At 65.8% G+C, this 18,014-nt stretch carries 15 protein-coding genes; 4 read left to right on the forward strand and 11 right to left on the reverse strand.

Annotated elements, in window-relative coordinates:
• Nucleotides 1-8: 8 nt before the first annotated feature.
• From mdlC to ABIA40_RS25355, 4 genes are all read right to left on the reverse strand, one after another.
• On the reverse strand, nucleotides 9-1,631 hold the full coding sequence (mdlC, locus tag ABIA40_RS25340; RefSeq protein WP_404543761.1) for a benzoylformate decarboxylase: 1,623 nt from the start codon (nucleotides 1,629-1,631) through the stop codon (nucleotides 9-11).
• Between the two features lie 139 nt (nucleotides 1,632-1,770).
• The gene (locus ABIA40_RS25345; protein ID WP_271541461.1) at nucleotides 1,771-2,622 is read right to left on the reverse strand and encodes a MaoC family dehydratase N-terminal domain-containing protein; all 852 of its coding nucleotides are present in this window, start codon (nucleotides 2,620-2,622) and stop codon (nucleotides 1,771-1,773) included.
• A gap of 15 nt (nucleotides 2,623-2,637) precedes the next feature.
• Nucleotides 2,638-3,738, reverse strand: coding sequence for a CaiB/BaiF CoA transferase family protein (locus tag ABIA40_RS25350; protein ID WP_404543763.1), 1,101 nt, complete (start codon nucleotides 3,736-3,738; stop codon nucleotides 2,638-2,640).
• A gap of 10 nt (nucleotides 3,739-3,748) precedes the next feature.
• On the reverse strand, nucleotides 3,749-4,918 hold the full coding sequence (locus tag ABIA40_RS25355) for an acyl-CoA dehydrogenase family protein (RefSeq protein WP_057027777.1): 1,170 nt from the start codon (nucleotides 4,916-4,918) through the stop codon (nucleotides 3,749-3,751).
• 125 nt (nucleotides 4,919-5,043) lie between these two features.
• On the opposite strand from ABIA40_RS25355, the gene ABIA40_RS25360 reads away from it, so the two are divergent.
• Nucleotides 5,044-5,964, forward strand: a complete 921-nt coding sequence (locus ABIA40_RS25360; RefSeq protein WP_404543767.1) for a LysR substrate-binding domain-containing protein — start codon at nucleotides 5,044-5,046, stop codon at nucleotides 5,962-5,964.
• 225 nt (nucleotides 5,965-6,189) lie between these two features.
• On the opposite strand, the gene ABIA40_RS25365 is transcribed toward ABIA40_RS25360, so the two are convergent.
• Together ABIA40_RS25365 and ABIA40_RS25370 are read right to left on the reverse strand one after the other, a co-directional pair.
• Nucleotides 6,190-7,464 carry a cytochrome P450 gene (locus tag ABIA40_RS25365; RefSeq protein ID WP_271541453.1) on the reverse strand — a complete coding sequence of 425 codons (1,275 nt, stop codon included), beginning with the start codon at nucleotides 7,462-7,464 and terminating at the stop codon, nucleotides 6,190-6,192.
• 24 nt (nucleotides 7,465-7,488) lie between these two features.
• Nucleotides 7,489-8,754 carry a cytochrome P450 gene (locus ABIA40_RS25370; RefSeq protein ID WP_271541451.1) on the reverse strand — a complete coding sequence of 422 codons (1,266 nt, stop codon included), beginning with the start codon at nucleotides 8,752-8,754 and terminating at the stop codon, nucleotides 7,489-7,491.
• Between the two features lie 300 nt (nucleotides 8,755-9,054).
• Between ABIA40_RS25370 and ABIA40_RS25375 the strand changes: the two genes are divergently transcribed.
• On the forward strand, nucleotides 9,055-10,209 hold the full coding sequence (locus tag ABIA40_RS25375) for a DUF898 family protein (RefSeq protein WP_271541449.1): 1,155 nt from the start codon (nucleotides 9,055-9,057) through the stop codon (nucleotides 10,207-10,209).
• A 3-nt stretch (nucleotides 10,210-10,212) separates the two neighbouring features.
• Nucleotides 10,213-11,322 carry a M48 family metallopeptidase gene (locus ABIA40_RS25380; RefSeq protein WP_271541447.1) on the forward strand — a complete coding sequence of 370 codons (1,110 nt, stop codon included), beginning with the start codon at nucleotides 10,213-10,215 and terminating at the stop codon, nucleotides 11,320-11,322.
• Nucleotides 11,323-11,340: 18 nt separating this feature from the next.
• Here ABIA40_RS25380 and ABIA40_RS25385 read toward each other — a convergent pair whose 3' ends face one another.
• The 4 genes from ABIA40_RS25385 to ABIA40_RS25400 all read right to left on the reverse strand — a co-directional run bounded on the left by ABIA40_RS25385 (nucleotide 11,341) and on the right by ABIA40_RS25400 (nucleotide 14,887).
• Nucleotides 11,341-11,553: a hypothetical protein gene (locus ABIA40_RS25385; RefSeq protein WP_036009716.1), complete on the reverse strand. Its 213-nt coding sequence runs from the start codon at nucleotides 11,551-11,553 to the stop codon at nucleotides 11,341-11,343.
• Nucleotides 11,554-11,620: 67 nt separating this feature from the next.
• Nucleotides 11,621-12,250 (reverse strand): uracil phosphoribosyltransferase, encoded by a 630-nt coding sequence (gene upp, locus ABIA40_RS25390; protein ID WP_036009715.1) that lies wholly within the window; start codon nucleotides 12,248-12,250, stop codon nucleotides 11,621-11,623.
• A gap of 136 nt (nucleotides 12,251-12,386) precedes the next feature.
• Entirely contained in the window at nucleotides 12,387-13,625 is a 1,239-nt protein-coding gene (locus ABIA40_RS25395) for a URC4/urg3 family protein (protein WP_404543771.1), read from the reverse strand.
• A gap of 5 nt (nucleotides 13,626-13,630) precedes the next feature.
• A complete protein-coding gene (locus ABIA40_RS25400; RefSeq protein ID WP_404543773.1) occupies nucleotides 13,631-14,887 on the reverse strand; it encodes a GTP cyclohydrolase II in 1,257 nt (418 codons plus the stop codon).
• Between the two features lie 349 nt (nucleotides 14,888-15,236).
• On the opposite strand from ABIA40_RS25400, the gene ABIA40_RS25405 reads away from it, so the two are divergent.
• Entirely contained in the window at nucleotides 15,237-16,364 is a 1,128-nt protein-coding gene (locus tag ABIA40_RS25405) for a threonine synthase (RefSeq protein WP_275508126.1), read from the forward strand.
• A gap of 8 nt (nucleotides 16,365-16,372) precedes the next feature.
• Here ABIA40_RS25405 and ABIA40_RS25410 read toward each other — a convergent pair whose 3' ends face one another.
• A complete protein-coding gene (locus ABIA40_RS25410) occupies nucleotides 16,373-17,935 on the reverse strand; it encodes a glycosyltransferase family 39 protein (protein ID WP_404546348.1) in 1,563 nt (520 codons plus the stop codon).
• Nucleotides 17,936-18,014: the final 79 nt, after the last annotated feature.

Consider the following 18,014-nt stretch of genomic DNA (forward strand, 5'->3'; position numbering starts at 1 on the left):
TGACGCCGTCAATGCTTCTGCCCGTACAGCACCGGCACTGCGGAATCCACGACGACCTCGACGAGACTAGTGCCCGCATACGCCATGCCGCGCTTCAGCGCTTCGCCCAGCTCCGCAGCCTTCGTCACCCGCACCGCATGGCACCCCATGCCCTCGGCAAGCCGGACGAAATCGATCCCCGGCAACTCCAGCCCCGGCACGTTGCGCACCTGCATCACCTGGCTGAACGAGCGCATCGCGCCGTAACCGGAATTGTTGATCACGACGACGGTAAGCGGCAGCTTGCGCTGCACGGCGGTCCAGAGCGCCTGGATCGAATACATCGCCGAGCCGTCGCCGATCAGGCACACCGTTCGCTGCTTCGGCTTGCCGAGCGCCATGCCGACAGCAGCCGGCAGCGAGTAGCCGAGACCGCCGCTCGACATGGTGTAGAAACTGTCCTGGCCGCGCATCGGCAGGAATTTTTGCATCGCCGGCCGGTGCGAGGGCACTTCCTCGACAAGTGATGCGTCATCCGGCATCGCCTGCGACAGCGAATGCAGCAGGAATTCGACCGGCAGCGGATCGGCAGGCTGCGGCGCCGGCGGCAGCGTGCGGCCCTTCGGCGCGGCGCGCTTGCTCTCCGGCAGCAGGTCGAGCAGCAGGCTCAGCGCCGGCTTCATCGTCGCGATGATGCTGGTGCCTGATGGCGTCACCGCGGCGGCATCCGCATCATCCGTGATCTGGAAGATGGTCGCGCCGCCGTCGAAGATCGCCGCATGGCCCTCGACATGGAAGGTGAACACCGGCGCGCCGATGACGACGACGACATCGTGCTCGCGCAGCGCGTCGGACAGTTGCGCCGGCGAGGCATGCAGAAAGCCCGCGAATTGCGGATGCCTCTCGGGGAACGAGCAGCGTGCAGAGAACGGACTAACCCAGACGCTCGCCCTGGTCTTCTCGGCGACGCGCACCATCAGATCAACCGCGCCGGCGCGATCGATTCCAGGGCCGACGACGAGCGCAGGGTGTTTGCTTGAGGCGAGCGCCGCAACCAGCGCCTTCATCGGCTCCAGCTCAGGGCCGATCTCGCGGCTCACTTTGCGCGCCTCGACCGGCGCGCAGGCATGGGCCCAATCGTCGATCGGGATCGACACGAAGGTCGGCCCGCACGGCGGCTGCATCGCGGTGTAATAGGCCCGCGCGATCGCGGCGGGCACGTCCTCCGGCCTTGCCGGCTCGACGCTGTATTTCACATAAGGCCGCGGAAACTCGGAGGCGCGCTCGGCATAGAGGAAGGCCTGCAAGGGCAGGATCGAGCGCGCCTGCTGGCCTGCGGTGATCACAAGCGGGGTCTGGTTGCGATGGGCTGTGTAGATGTTGCCGAGCGCGTTGCCGACGCCGGCGGCCGAATGCAGGTTGACGAAGCCGGCATTGCGCGTCGCCTGCGCATAGCCATCGGCCATGCCGACGGCGGAAGCTTCCTGCAGCGCCAGCACGTAGTCGATATCGTCGGGCCAGTCGCTGAGGAACGGCAGCTCGGTCGAACCAGGATTGCCGAACACCCTGTCGATGCCGAAGGCGCGCAGCAGGTCGAGCGTCGCCTGCTTCACGGTGACGGGCTTGGTGCCGGTCTTGCCGTTCTTGGCCATGGTTTCCGTCCCTGCGTTTATTGACGCCCTACCAGCCCCGCTCGTCATTGCGAGCGAAGCGAAGCAATCCAGAATCTCTCCGCGGAGGCAGTCTGGATTGCTTCGTCGCTTCGCTCCTCGCAATGACGAGGAGAGAGTATCACCACACCGCCGTGCCCTTCATCGTCGGCTGCCCCTCCGCGTTCGCGGTCCACAGCTCCATGCTCTCACCGCTGTCATTGGCGTTGACGGAGAACTCCGTGCCCTCGAACAGCGGCTGCACGCCGCGATACGAAAACCTCTTCGGCGCCTTGCCGCCACGAAGCTTGGCCGCCATCTCGACGATCAGCGCTGCCTGTAGTGGACCGTGGAAGATCAGGCCCGGATAGCCCTCGACCTCAGTGACGTAGTCGCGGTCGTAATGGATGCGGTGGCCGTTGAAGGTCAGCGCGGAGTAGCGGAACAGCAGCACGGGATCGGACACATGCGTTTCGCGATGCTGCGCCTGCGGCGGCGGAGGCGACGCCTTGCCGCCAGCCGGCGCGCCGCCGCTCATCTCGCGATAGACGATGTCCTGCCGCTCGCGGATCGCCGTGCCCCTTGGCGAGGAGATGCTGTGCTCGACCGAGACGAAGCACAGCGTGCCGGTCGATCCCGATTTCACCTGCACGTCGGCAATGCGCGAAGTCCGCGTCGATTCATCGCCGACGCGCAAGGGCTGCAAGAACTCGATCTCGCCGCCGGCCCACATCCGGCGCGGCAGCGGCACCGGCGGCAGGAAGCCGCCGCGAGTCGGATGGCCGTCGGGCCCCAACATCGACATCGGGAACACCGGCTGCGCCAGGCACCAGTGCACCGTGAACGGCGCAGCGTCGCCCGCCTTGGGCTCGCCGACCTCCTGGAACAGCGTCGCGCGCAGGCCCTTCACGAGCTGCGCGGTGACGATGTCGGTGGCCTCCTGGCTGCGCCCGATCCATTGCCTGAGATGATCGATGTCGAGCTTCTCGGTCATGACGCCTCGCTCTCGCTATTTGGACTGGGGACGCTCGCCGATGGCGGGCACGGCGCCGTAGCTGCGCGTCTCGCCAACGATGATCGGCGCCGGCGCGGGATAGCTGACGCGGCCGTTCGGCGTGTCGACCTCGATGCGGCGCAGATGCGGATGGTTGGCGAGGTCGGCCATGGTGTTGACCTCGGCGAATGCAATGTCGGCGTCCGACAGCCGCTTCAGGAGCTCGTCGCGCGTCATCTTGCCGAAGATGTCGGCCACCGTCGTGTCGGTGAAGTCGCGGTTGCGCACGCGCTCGACCATGTTGGCGACGCGGGGATCGGCCGGCAGGTCCGGCTGATCCAGCACCTTCGCGCACAGCGTCTTCCACTCGCGTTCGCTCTGGATCGAGATCAGGATGTCCTTGCCGTCCTTGGAGGTGAACACACCATAGGGCGCGATCGATGGATGGCGCAGGCCCATGCGCTTGGGCGGATTGCCGGCTTCGGCATTGAGCAGCGGCACGGTGCACCAGTCCGCCATCACGTCGAACATGGAGATGCGGATGTCGGCCCCTTTGCCGGTGCGCCCGCGCGCGATCAGTGCCTCCAGGATCGCGGCATGCGCGGTGGCGCCGGTCGCAACATCCACGATCGACATGCCGACGCGCGAGGCGCCATCGGGATTGCCGGTGATCGAGGCGAGCCCGCTCTCGGCCTGGATCAGGAGATCATAGGCCTTGCGGTGGGCGTAGGGACCCTCGTCACCATAGCCGGTGATGGTGCAGGAAATCAGCTTGGGATAGTCCTTCAAGAGCCGCTCGCGCGCGAAGCCGAGCTTGTCCATCGAGCCGGGTTTCAGGTTCTGGATCAGCACGTCTGCACTCGCGATCAGCTTCTCCAGCTCGGCTCGGCCGTCCTTCGTCGTGAGATCGACCACCGCCGATTGCTTGCCGCGATTGAGCCAGACGAAATAGCTGCTCTGGCCCTTGGCCGCCGCGTCATAGCCGCGGGCGAAATCGCCTTCGGGCCGCTCGACCTTGATCACCTCCGCGCCGGCATCCGCCAGGCGGGAGGAGCAGAACGGCGCCGCCACCGCCTGCTCGACCGCAATCACCCTGATCCCGTCCAATGCTCCCATGGCCGCAACCTCAGTACGAGCGCGGCATGCCGAGCACGTGCTCGGCGACGAAGGACAGCACGAGGTTGGTCGAGATCGGCGCCACCTGATAGAGCCGCGTCTCGCGGAACTTGCGCTCGACGTCGTATTCCTCGGCGAAGCCGAACCCGCCATGGGTCTGGATGCAGGCATTCGCCGCTTCCCAGGACGCATCCGCCGCCAGCATCTTGGCCATGTTGGCCTCCGCGCCGCAATCGAGCCCGGCCTCGTATTTGCGCGTGGCTTCCTTCACCATCAGCTCGGCCGCGCGCATCGAGGCGTAGGCCTTGGCGATCGGAAACTGGATGCCTTGATTCTGGCCGATCGGCCGGCCGAACACGGCGCGCTCCTTGGCGTAGTTCGTCGCCTTCGCGATGAACCACTTTGCGTCGCCGACACATTCGGCGGCGATCAGGATGCGCTCGGCATTCATGCCGGAGAGGATGTAGCGAAAACCCTTGCCTTCCTCGCCGATCAGATTCTCCGCCGGCACCCTCATGTCGGTGAAGAACACTTCGGTGGTGGCGTGGTTCATCATGGTGCGGATCGGGCGGATCTCGAGGCCGTTGTTCTTGGCCTCGCGCATGTCGACGATGAACACCGACAGGCCATCGGTGCGCTTCTTGACCTGGTCCTTCGGCGTGGTGCGCGCCAGCAGCACCATCAGATCGGAATGCTCGGCGCGGCTGGTCCAGATCTTCTGGCCGTTGACGATGTAGCTGTCGTTGCCGTCCTTGCGCGCGAACGTCTTCAGCGAGGAGGTGTCGGTGCCGCTGGTCGGCTCGGTAACCCCGAACGCCTGCAGGCGCAGTTCGCCGCTCGCGATCTTCGGCAGGTATTTTGCCTTCTGCTCGGCATTGCCGTGCCTGAGCACCGTGCCCATGGTGTACATCTGCGCATGGCAGCCGCCGCCGTTGCAGCCCGCGCGCTGGATCTCTTCCAGGATCGCCGCGGCCGCCGACAGCTTCAGGCCCGCGCCGCCATATTCCTCGGGGATCAGCACCGAGAGATAGCCGGCCTCGGTCAGCGCATCGACGAACGCCTTGGGGTAGGCCATCTCGCGATCGAGCTTGCGCCAATATTCGCCGGGGAACTGGGCGCAGAGCTTGGCTACGGCCTCGCGGATGTCGGCGTAATCTTCGGTGTGGTGTTCTTGACTCATGGCGTTTCCAATTCTCAGCGGCAGTTAAGATAACGCCGGCCAACCCACGGGCGTTGTGAAAACAATGCCCGCCCCCTATGCTCATTTGTTATAGCGTATGGAGTAGCCTTCCAGGATTGGCAAGCATGGATTTCCGGCAGCTCAGGACCTTCAGTTGCGTGGCGGAGCTCGGCAGCCTGTCCAAGGCCTCCGACACGTTGCGCGTGGCGCAGCCGGCGCTCTCCAGGCAGATCAAGCTGCTGGAACACGAGCTGCGCACAGAACTCTTCACGCGCAACGGCCGTGGCATGGTGCTGACCGAGGCCGGCCGCCTGCTGCTGGCGCGCACCTCCGGCATCGTGCGGCAGATCGACCAGATCCGCGACGACATCCAGTCGGCCAAGGGCCCGCCCTCGGGTCAGGTCGTGCTCGGTCTCGTTCCGACCGTGAGCTGCGTGCTGTCGGCGCGCTTTGCACGGCGCTGCGTCGAAAAATTTCCCGGCATCTCGCTGCGCATCGTCGAGAGCTATAGCGGCCACCTGGTCGAATGGCTGCATCGCGGCGAGATGGATCTCGCCATCCTCTACGGCCGTTCCGCCGATCTGCATCTGAACGTGCAGAGCCTGGGGCGCGACAATATCGTCGCGGTCGGTCCGCGCGGCTGCGGCCTTGCCCGCAAGAAGAGCGTGGACATCGGTTGGCTGCTGCGGCAGCGGCTGGTGCTGCCCTCTCATTCCCACGGCCTCCGGGCGCTGATCGAGCACGCCGCGGCCCAGCGCAAGATCAAGCTCGACGTCCAGCTGGAGGCGGATTCGTTTCGCGTCCTGACGAGCCTGGTCGAGGAGGGCCTGGGCTTCGCGTTGCTGCCGCCGTCCTCGGTCCATGGCGAGGTCGCGGACGGGCGGCTGGAAACCGCCCCCGTATCGAAGCCGATGACCCGCGAGCTCATCTTTGCCTCTCCAATCGACCGCCCGGCCTCGACGGCCTCGCTCGCCATCACCTCGCTGTTGCGCGAGGAAGTCGCCGCCTGCCGCAAGGAAGGCGTGTGGGACATCCGGCTGAGTTAGATGGCGTGTGGTAGAACAGCCGCGCGCGGTCGTGCCTTCGCATCTGGCGCGAGCTGTCATGCCGAAATTTTATAGCTGGGCTGCCGCCGAGCTTTCTGCGACCAGTGTTATACGCGGAAGTCGCCCCGTCATTGCGAGCGTAGCGAAGCAATCCAGGAATCTTTCCGCAGTGGCAGTCTGGATTGCTCCGTCGCTTCGCTCCTCGCAATGACGGTAGGAGAGAGCTCAGCCCGGAATCCGCACCGGCAGCGTCTCATATCCCTTGATGAAGCTCGAATAGATCCGCTTGGGCTCGCCGACCACCTCGATGCGGTCGAAGCGCTTCAGCATCTCCTCCCAGACGATCTTGAGCTGCAGCTCGGCGAGGCGCATGCCGACGCAGCGGTGGATGCCGAAGCCGAAGGACAGGTGCGTGCGCGGGCGGGGGCGGTCGATGATGAACTCGTTCGGCTTGTCGAACATCTCCTCGTCGCGATTGCCGGAGACGTACCACATCACGACCCGGTCGCCCTTCCTGATGTGCTTGCCGCCGATCTCGGTGTCCTGCAATGCGGTGCGACGCATATGCGCCAGCGGCGTCTGCCAGCGGATCACCTCCGGCACCATGGAATCGATCAGCTCCGGATTGGCGCGCAGCTTGTCGTATTGCTCCGGGTTCTCGTTCAGCGCCAGCACCGAGCCGGTCATGGTGTTGCGCGTGGTGTCGTTGCCGCCGACGATGAGCAGGATGATGTTGCCCATGAGGTTGTCGGGGTCCATGTGGCGCGTGGCCTCGTTGTGCGCCATCAGCGACAACAGATCGTTGCGCGGCGCGGAGTTGACACGCTCGTTCCAGAGCTTGGACATGTAGGCATAGCACTCGTCCATCTCGCGGCGGCGCTCTTCGGCGCTGGCGACGATGCCGCTCTTGGGCAGCGCGGTGGAGACGTCGGACCAGCGCGTCAACTTGCGCCGCTCCTCCCAGGGGAAGTCGAACAGGGTCGCCAGCATCTGCGTGGTCAGCTCGATCGAGACGCGCTCGACGAAGTTGAACGTCTCGTTGCGCGGCAGATTGTCCAGCACGGTCTGCGAGCGCTGGCGGATCAGCTTTGCCAGCTCGTCCAGGTGTGTCGGCGTGAACATCGGCGACACCGTCTTGCGCTGCGCCGAATGCCGGGGCTGGTCCATCGCGATGAAGCTCGGATAGTCGTAGCCTTCCGGCACGTCGCGGATCGAGATGCCGCCGAGCTTGGAATCCGAGGAGAAGATGCCGTGATTGGTGTCGACATGCATGATGTCGTTGTACTTCACCACCGACCAGTACGGCTCGATCGGCGCATTGGTGCAGTAATGCACCGGCTCTTCCTTGCGCAGCCGCTCGAACCAGGGCCACAGCGTGTCGTCCTGGAATAGCCGGGGCGCGCCGGGGTGGAATTGCGACAACGGCGTGGCATAGGCCTCCTCGCGCGCCTTCCGCATGCGTTCGGCCTTGTCCACTTTAACCGGCGCTTGGATGTTCATGATCGTGGCTCCGTTGCGTTCGACTCACGCAGCAATCTTCACCGGCAGCGTTTCGATACCCTTTACAAAACTCGAATAGACCCGGGTGGGTTCGCCGACCACATCAATATGGTCGAACCGCTTGAGAATTTCCTCCCAAATAATCTTGAGCTGGAGCTCGGCGAGCCGCAGGCCGACGCAGCGATGGATGCCGAAGCCGAAGGACAGGTGCGTACGCGGGCGGGCACGGTCGATGATGAACTCGTAGGGCCTGTCGATCACGTCCTCGTCGCGGTTGCCCGAGACGTACCACATCACGACCTTGTCACCCTTCTTGATCTGCTTGCCGCGGAACTCGAAATCGGACAGCGCCGTGCGGCGCATATGCGCGAGCGGCGTCTGCCAGCGGATCACCTCCGGCACGAAGCTGTCGAGCAGATCGGGGTTCTGGCGCAGCTTGCGATATTGCTCCGGATGCTGGCTCAGCGCGAGAAGCGAGCCCGACATGGTGTTGCGCGTAGTATCGTTGCCGCCGACGATCAGGAGGATGAGATTGCCGAGGAAGTTCTTCGCATCCATGTCGCGCGTAGCAGTGCCATGCGCCATCATCGACAACAGGTCGCTCTTCGGCGGCTGCTCGATGCGCTCCTTCCACAGCCTCGAGAAATAGACCGCGCATTCCGTCAGTTCGGCCTGCCGCTCGTCCTCGGTGGCGACGAGGCCGTCGGGACCGGGAATGGTGGTCGCGATATCGGACCAGCGCGTCAGCTTGCGGCGATCCTCCCAGGGGAAGTCGAACAGCACCGCCAGCATCTGCGTCGTGAGCTCGATCGAGACGCGGTCGACCCAGTCGAACACCTTGCCGCGGGGAAGATTGTCCAGGCACTCGGCCGAGCGCTTGCGGATGTTGATGGCGAGATTGTCGAGGTGTGTCGGCGTGAACATCGGCGCCACGGTCTTGCGCTGGGCGGCATGGCGCGGCGGGTCCATCGAGATGAAACTCTCACGGCGCAGATCCGGATCGATGTCGCGGATGGTGATGCCGCCGAGCGCGGAGGCCGAGGAGAACACCGCATGGTTGGTCTCGATCTCCATGATGTCGTTGTAGCGCGTCACCGACCAATACGGCCCGAACATCGAGTCCTTGCAGTAATGCACGGGATCCTCGCGGCGCAGCCGGTCGAAATAGGGCCAGAACGTATCGGTCCTGAACAATTCGGGGTCGCCGGGATCGAACTGCTCCAGCGGCAGCGACATCGCGCGCTCGCGCAAGGCGTCGAGCTTGCCCGCGCTTTCGATGGTCCCATGCATGACCGTTCTCCCTGGATATGAACCGCGCGTCGTTGAATTCTGCGCTGCGGTATTTGATTTGCAATTACAGCCGGTTGTCTGCGCCGGGGCAAGGGAGAGTTTTGCCTCATCCAGCCTTCACGAGCGCGTTGCACGATCGTCACGACGCCACGAGAACGTGACCTCCCGCACGCCGGACGACAGAGTATCGCGCGAGAAATCCGCTGGAATCGAGCTAAATCGAACCCGCTCATCTTGGGGATCGACTAACCTCTGATCTATAGTTTGGCCGGAACAGATCCGCATCCCGAGGTTGCCGCCGTGAACGACATGCAATGGACCCCGATCGGGTCCGAACCCTTGCCCCCGCCGCTGCCGGCGACGCGGGTCGATTTCTCCGGCAGCCGCTCCGAGTTCCGCAAAATGGTCACCAAGGGTGCCATGCTCGAGCTCGTCACCTTCGGCTTCTACCGGTTCTGGCTCGTCACCGACATCCGCCGTCACCTGTGGACGCACACCGCGATCGACGGCGACGCGGCCGAATACACCGGGCGGGCCAAGGAGCTCCTGGTCGGCTTCCTGTTCGCGCTCGCGATCCTGGTGCCGATCTATCTCGCCTATTTTCTCATTGGCATTGAGTTCGAGCGCTGGCAGGCCTTTGCCTCGACGCCGCTCTTCATCGCCTTCTACGCCTTCGGCCAGTTCGCGATTTTTCGCGCGCGGCGCTACCGCCTGACGCGCACGGTCTGGCGCGGCGTCCGTTTCTGGATGGACGGCTCGGGCTGGGCTTACGCGTTTCGCGCCATGCTGTGGGGCTTGCTGGTGCTCCTGACGCTCGGTCTTGCGCTGCCCTGGCGCGCGGCGGCGCTCGAACGCTACAAGATGCGGCACACCCATTACGGTGATCTCCGCGGCGATTTCGAAGCCGACGGCTGGACCTTCTTCAAGCGCGGCTGGTGGCTGTGGCTGCTCAGCCCGATCGCGTTCGTCGTCTTCCCGCTCGCACCGTTCTTCTATGCCGAGTTCAAGGCGCGCGAATGGCGCTGGTGGCTCGACGGCATCCGCATCGGTGGCGTCAGCCTGTCCTCAAAGCTGCCGCATGACGCATTCTACGGCCTGTACTGGAAGGTGATCGGCTGGTGGATGCTGCTCACGGTCGCGTTTACGGCCTATATGGCCGGCGGCGCCTTCCTGGTCGTCTCGCTCACCGGCGTTTCCGCCGAGGAGATCTTCGCCGGCGACAATGCGACGAAGAGCATCCCGATGGTGGTGATGATGGTGATCGGCTATTTCGCACTCGCCCTTGCCATCAACATCGTCATGCGGGTCTATCTTCAGCGCGATCTTTGGGCCAAGGTGCTGGAGACCGTCGAGGTACACAACATCTGGGCCGCGGCGGACGTGCGCGGCAGCGGTCAGCTTGCCGGCGCGCTCGGCGAAGGCTTTGCCGACGGACTCGATGTCGCGGGATTCTGAGCTGTGAGTGACGTGTTTGCCGAGCCCCCGGCGCAGTCGGAGAGGCCGACCATCTTCTTCGACGGCGTGTCGAGCCGCAGACGGCAGGTGACGCTGACGCTCAGTGATGCGCTCGAGATCGCCGAGGACGGCGCAACGCCAGTTCGCTGGGCCTATGCCGACCTTCGCCGCGCCGACAGTCCCCCCGGAATCCTGCGCCTGGCTGCGACGTCTGCACCGCCTCTGGCTCGGCTGGAGATCCGCGATGCGGCGCTCGCCGCGGACGTGGCGGCCCGCTGCACGCGTCTCGACGAGCACCGGACGACGCGCAGCGGCGTCGCGAAGATCGTGGGCTGGTCGGTTGCCGCCGCCGTCTCCATCGTCTGCGTCGTCCTGTTCGGCGTGCCGCTCGCCGCCGACCGGCTCGCGCCGCTGGTGCCTAAGCCCGTGGAACGGCGCATCGGCGACGCGGCCGAGGTCCAGATGAAGACCATCTTCGGCCGCAGCGTGTGCGAAGACCCCGCGGGCAAGGCCGCGTTCACGAAGCTCGTCAACCGGCTGCGCGATGCGGCCGGCCTCGACGACACCATGACGGCCGGCGTGCTGCCGACCGCGGTGCCGAATGCCTTCGCGCTGCCCGGCGGCAAGGTGTTCGTGCTGAAGGGCCTGCTCGACAAGGCCCAGAGTCCCGACGAGCTTGCCGGCATCCTCGCCCACGAGCTCGGCCATCTCAAGCATTACGACAACATGCGCGGCCTGATCTACAACGGCGGCACCTCGTTCCTGATCGGCCTCTTGTTCGGCGACATTACCGGCTCCTCGGCCGTGATCTTCGCCTCGCGCAGTCTGGTCGAAGCGTCCTATTCGCGCGAAGCCGAGACCGGCGCCGACACTTTCGCGATCGAGATCATGCATGCGCTCGGCCGTTCGCCGAAGCCCGCGGCCGAACTGATGTTCCGCATCACCGGCAAGGAGGGCGGCTCCGGCCTGACAAATATCCTCGCCAGCCATCCGCTGACCGAGGATCGCCTCGCGCGCATGACGAAGGAGGACCGGCCCGCCAGCGGCCCGCCGCTGCTGACCGACAAGGAATGGCAGGCACTGAAGGGCATCTGCGGCAGCGGGAAGGTGTGACGACCCGCTCCTAGCGCATCACTTCGCCGGCGCAGCCGGTGGATTCGATCCGGTGGTGACGTTCGGCGCCGTGTTCGGGTTCGAGGTCGTGGTCTGGGGACCGAACTCGCGACCATTGTAGAAGAAGACGGCCGCGACCACGGCGATCACGAAGATCGCGCCGACTGCCCAGCCGACCGGGCTGTTGCGGCGTGCACGGTCAGTCCTGGGGTCATCATTCTGATAGGTCATCGTGCTCTCCCTGTTGGTGCAGGAGAACCTCGCGCGGCGGAAGCTGTTCCTAAAACGCGCCCAGCGCTTACCGCGTTCCGTAGGCGCGGTCGCCGGCATCGCCGAGGCCCGGCAGGATGAACCCGTTGTCGTCGAGCCCTTCATCCACCGCCGCGGTCCAGATCGGCACGTCCGGATGCAATCCGCGCAGCCGCTCGAGCCCTTCCGGTGCCGCGATCAGGCAAGCCAGGCGGATGTCCCTGGCGCCGCGCTCCTTCAGCCGGTCGATGGCGGCGACGGCGGTGTTGGCGGTGGCGACCACCGGCGTCACCACGATGGCGAGGCGCTCGCTGAGGTCGGACGGCGATTTGAAGAAGTACTCCACGGCGGCAAAGCTGTGCGGCTCGCGGTAGAGCCCGATATGGGCGACGCGCGCGGTCGGCACCAGATCCATCATGCCGTCGACGAAGGTGGTGCCGGCGCGCAGCATCGGCACGAACACCAGCTTCTTGCCGGCGATCTTGGCCGAGTGCATCGTCGCCAGCGGCGTCTCGATCACGGTATCGGTAAGCGGCAGGTCGCGCGTCACCTCGTAGCACAGCAGCATGCCGATCTCCTTGATCAGCTCGCGGAACGACTTGGTCGAGATGGACTTGTCCCGCACCAGCGTCAGCTTGTGCTGCACCAGCGGATGATCGACGATCGTGACGCCTTCCATGATGGGATGCTCCTGAAATTCACCGAGACGTCATTGCGAGCGCAGCGAAGCAATCCAGAATCTGCCCGCGGTGGGACTCTGGATTGCTTCGCTGCGCTCGCAATGACGCGCTTGGCCGAAAATCTCTATCCATTCTCTAAAAAACCGTGCCGTCGCTGATCACCTTGAGCGGCGGCGATCCATCGGGACGGCGTGCAAGTGCGATGGCGCGGCCCGCCGCCCAGCTGCCACCTTCGAGGATGCTCGCAAGCGGCAAGGTCTCAGGGGTGCGGCCGAGCTTGGCGCGAATGCGCTCCGCCAACCTGTCGAGCAATGCAATTGTGAGCGCGCGCCACTCCACGACGAGCAGCGAATCCACCGCATGCGCGCGCTCGGCGTCGGCGGCCTCGCGCAGGCGCAGCACGTCATGATCGACGAACAGGCCGCCATTGCGATATTCGGCAAGGCCCGTGAGGCCGTCGATGTCGGTCACCTCAAAGCCGGCGCGCTGCAGCGGCTCGATCAGCGAATAGCTCAGCCATTGCGACAGCTTGTGCAGCGGCACGAGGCCTGCCGTGCCGTCGTCCGCTTTGATCGCCGGATGCCGCCAGCAATCGCCGAGCGGCACGCCCGCAAGCTCAAGTCGCGACGGCCAGATCGGCCCGAGCTGGTTCAGCACCGCGGACAGGATCGCGGGCGCAGCGACGGCGCCGCCGACCGCACGCGCTGCGATATGATCGAACAGCCCGCCCGGCCGCGGCATATCGTGCAGGCCGAACACGTCCGCACGCTCCGAGACCTGCCTGCCCAGACGCTGCAGCAGGTCGGTGCGTCCCTCCAGGCCGAGCAGCGGATTGGCCTCGGTCACCTGAAAGGCGGAGGTGAGTGAGCCAAGGGGCAGCTTTGCGAGCACCTCCGCATCCGCCCTGAACGGCGCGCGCGCATCGTGTGAAAACAGCCCGCTCGCGAACATGTCGAGGCTCGCGATCGCAAGCCCTTCCGATCGCCCTACGTCTGCTCCCGTCACGCTGTCGCGATAGCGCCATGCTGCGCCGGCACCTGCATCGAGCAGCACGCTGACGATGGCGAGGTCGAACTCGGCGCGCGCCCGCGCCGCGCGATCCGGCCAGGACGCAGCATCGGCGAGCCGGGCCCAGCGGTCGACGCCGCCGAGCACGAAGTGCCGCCAGCGCGCATGGAACGGAATGTCGAGCGTCGGATAGGCTTTACGGGTCACCGCGAGCACGGCATCGGCAACGCCATCGATGCGGCCGAGATCGACAGTGAAATGGGTGAGCCCGCCGGCAAGGCCGAGCTCGAGCATCTGCCCGGCGCGCGCGCGCACCGCCCTTGCGGTGAGCAACGCGCGCGCCTGCGAGTCCAAAGCGTCCGCCATCGCGATCAGTATTTCTCCAGCGAGCGCCCGACGACGCCGTTCACGGACTGCTCCGGCGCGATGTCGGTGGAGTAATAGCCGGCGGCCTTCTTGGCGGCGATCTCGACATGGGCATCAGCCGGAATCAGCTCCAGCGGGATCGGCACGCGCTCGACGATGTCGATGCCTTGCGAAGTCAGCGCGTCGTATTTCATGTCGCTCATCGACAGGAAGCGATCGATGCGCTTGAGGCCGAGCCAGTGGATCGTATCCGGCATCAATTGCTGGAAGCGCGCGTCCTGGACGCCAGCCACGCACTCGGTGCGCTCGAAATAAGCGGCGGCCGCATCGCCGTCCTCCTGCCGCTTGCGCGCATTGTAGACCAGGAATTTGGTGACCTCGCCGAGCGCGCGGCCTTCTTTGCGGTTGTAGACGACGAGCCCGAGCCCGCCCTCCTGCGCGCCGCGCGCGGATTCCTCGATGCCGTGGATCAGATAGGGCCGGCAGGTGCAGATGTCGGAGCCGAACACGTCGGACCCGTTGCACTCGTCATGCACGCGGCAGGTGATCCTGGTGCGATGGTCCGGCAGTTTTGTCACGTCGCCGAACAGATACACCGTGGTGCCGCCGATCGGCGGCAGGAACACCTTCATGTCCGGGCGCGTCACCAGCTCCGGGAACATGCCGGCGGTCTGCTCGAACAGCGTGCGCCGCAACTCGGTCTCTCCGGTGCCGAAGCGCGCCGCAAGGCCAGGCAGGTGCCACACCGGATCGATCGCGATCTTCACCACCGAGACGCTGCCATTGGCGTGCACGACCTCGCCATCGGCGCGCAGCCGCTTTGCGGCGAGCGCGTCGCGGATCTCCGGCAGATCGAGCCGCGCCCGCGTCACCGCGATGCTCGGGCGGATGTCCGCGCCCTCAGCGATCTCCTGGCGAAAATTCTCGGCGACCAGATGCCCCCAGGGATCGAGCGCGACGATTTTTGTGGGATCGGTCCATTGCTCGAACGGACCGATGGTCGCGGCCGGAAAGGTGTTCGTGAGGTCAGGCCTGCGAATCGGATCAAGCGCGCCGGCGGAGACCGCGAGCGCGCGGTACATCGCGTAGGACCCGCCATGGCTGCCAATCACGTTGCGATCCCCTGCGCGCGACACCGTGCCGATGATCGGCCCACGCGCGCGCGCATCAGCGGCGCCCCAATGGATGGGAAAGGCGGCCTTCCTGCCCGGCTCCGGATGGGAGGTCAGGCGGATGTGGTCGGTACGGTTGGCACGGCTCATGTCCAGGCTCCCAAAAAGCCAACGGCCCGCCGCTCGGACGGGCCTGGCTCACTTGCGACGCCGAACCGGCGGCGCAAGCTCAATCCAACATATTGTAGCGGCCGGCGACGACAGACAAGTTAATCGTGGCAGGGCGCAGGGGCCGTTCGGGGCCAAATTCCCGTCATCGAGAGGGCCGTCAGGCCTGTCGCATCCGATGCCAGCGCGCGCATCGCGCTTGCCGCTCGGCCTGCGAGGCCAGTTTAAGGAATTGAAATAGTTCCATTTTTCGTGTTTTCAAGGTGTTGCTTCGTTTCGTGCGGTGGGCTTCAAGTTCGGCGCACCGCGCTGCCCTGCCTTGGAGACTGCCATGCCTGCCGCCAGCTACATCGATCCCCGCAACGGAAAGCTCTATCCCTTGGACCAGCCGCGCTGGTGCTCGGACGAGCGCACGCCGCTGCTGGTGACGCCGGGGGCGGGCATCTCACGCGAGGACATCGATGGCCGGACGCGCTCGCTGTGGCGCTACCGGGCGGCGCTGCCGGTCGAGATCAAGGACCCGATCACGCTCGGCGAGGGCTGCACGCCGCTGGTCCAGCAGGACTGGGGCGCGCTGCGCCCGCTGTTCAAGCTCGAATGGTTCAACCCGACCGGCAGCTTCAAGGACCGCGGCTCGGCGGTGATGCTGTCGTTCCTGCGACAGATCGGCGTCGACGCCATTCTGGAGGATTCCTCCGGCAACGGCGGCTCGTCGATGGCGGGGCTGGGTGCGGCCGGCGGCATGCGCGTCAAGATTCTGGCGCCGGCCTCGACCTCGCCGGCCAAGATCGCGCAGGTGCGCGCCTACGGCGCGACCGTGCAGCTCGTGGAGGGCCCGCGCGAGGAATCCGAAGCCGAGGCCATCCGCCAGTCGAGCCAGACCTTCTACGCCAGCCACAATTGGCAGCCGTTCTTCCTCGAAGGCACCAAGTCGCTGGCCTACGAGATCTGGGAAGATCTGGGATTCCGCGCGCCCGACAACGTCATCATTCCCGTCGGCGCCGGCAGCAGTCTGCTGGGTTGCGCCTTCGGCTTCCGCGAGCTGTTGAAGGCCGGGCAGATCTCGAAGCTGCCGCGCCTGTTCGCGGCGCAGCCGCTCAATTGCTCGCCGATCGATGCAAGCTTCAAGGCCGGTGTCGATACGCCGGTCGCGCGCGAGGTGAGCAAGACCGTTGCCGAGGGCACCGCGATCAAGACTCCCCTCCGCCTGCGTGAGATCATCGCCGCCCTGCGCGAGAGCGGCGGCGGCACCATCGCGCTCACCGAGGACGAGATCGTCGCCGCCCTGCGCCGCCTCGCGCGCCAGGGCCTGTTTGCCGAGCCGACCAGCGCCAGCGCGGCTGCGGCGCTCGACAAGCTCGCCGCAACCGGCGCCATCAATGCAAACGACACCACGGTCGCCGTTCTCACCGGCACCGGCCTCAAGGCCGCAACCACCGTCGCCGATCTCGTGCAGTAGGCTCGCGCTTACCCTCCCGCTCCAGGCTCCTGGAGGGGATTGGAGAGAGAACGCGAGCGCCCGCCGGCGTCCGCCAGCACCTTCCACTGGAACAGCGGCGAGTCCTTTGGCGGCGAGAGCTGCGGGGTCCAGCCGGTGAGCTTTTCGATCACATAGGTGTTGGTCACGACGCCGCGCCAGCGGCGTTCGACCGTGGCGAGTTGCTCGCGCTGCGCCGGAATGTGCTCCCACAGCGATGCGCGGTTGTCCGGCTCGCGCCCGACATAGATGCCGGCATGACCCTTGATCCTGTCCATGCCGGGGTCGCGGAAATCCTGGAAGCGGCCGCGCTCGTTGATCTCGATAACGGGCACGCGGCCCCGAAACAGCCAGCGCATCATGGCGTAGGTGCGGTAGTCCGTGGTTGCGATCCAGGTCGCGCCTGTTGCGTCGAGGGCGGCTTGCGCCCGCGCGGCGACCTGCTCGTAGCCGGCCTCGGCGCCGATCGGGTCGATCTTGCCGAGCAGATTCCAGGGCGCGGCAACGTAGTAGAGGAACACGATGATGACGAAGGGGATGCCTGAGACGATCGCCGTCCTGGCCCAGAACAGCGAGGACTCCAGCATCCTGGCGGACCATCCCTCTTTCCTCATCGTGACGAGGTTGACCGCGGTGGCGGCAAAACCGACTGGCCACATGAACATCGGCCAGGTGTCGCCGACGCGCAGCGTCAGCGACTTGAAGAAGAAGTAGGCGAACGACACCAGCACCGCCGTCGACAAAAGGATCGCGACCGGCTCGCGCGTGCGATAGCCGCGCCACGCCGTCAGCACCAGGCCCGTCAGCACCACTGGCAGCAAGACGAAGCCGACCAGACCGAATTGCAGGCCGACGTAATCGCCGATCGTACGCAGCGAGATGCCGTAATTGGCGGTGGCGCGCACGCCCTGGAAACGGAATGAGGCCCAGTCGTGCTGCGCGTTCCAGATCAGCACCGGCGAGAACACCGCTAGCGCGACCAGCACGGCGAGATAGGGGTAAGGACTGCGCAGCCAGCGCCAGCGCCAATCCGGCACCAGGAGAAAGGCGGCAACGGCCGGCGCGAACATGACCACGGTGAATTTCGACAGCATCGCGAGGCCCGCGAACAGGCCGGCCGCCAGCCACCAGCGGCCGTCGCCGCTTTGCGCCAGCCGCACCAGCGACCACATCATCGCGACCGCGAACGGGATCATCGCGACGTCGGGCGCGACCTTGGCCATCAACAGGCCGTAATAAAGCGCGGCCTCCGGCATCAGCACCGCGAACACGATCGCGTGCGCATCATGGGTGAGGCGGCGGACGATGTCGGCGAGCAGCAGCTGCGTCACCAGCATCGCGACGATGCCGCCGAAGCGGACGCCGAGATTGGTGTCGCCGAAGATCGCGGTTCCGAAGCGGATCAGCCAGGCGATGCCGGGCGGATGATCGAGGAAGCTGAGCGCAGCCTCCTTGGACCATGTCCAGTAATAGGCTTCGTCGGTGCGCAGCTCGATGGCCGAGGCGTAGACGATGCGGAGCAGCGTCATCGCGGCGATGATCGCTGCGGCCATGAGGATCAGACGCCGTTCGGCGCCGGCCGGCTTCGCAGAGATGTCGGGAGCGATCGTCACGGCGGCGCTTTTCCCCGAC

This window comes from Bradyrhizobium sp. USDA 223 (genome assembly GCF_044909005.1).
GTDB lineage: Bacteria > Pseudomonadota > Alphaproteobacteria > Rhizobiales > Xanthobacteraceae > Bradyrhizobium > Bradyrhizobium yuanmingense.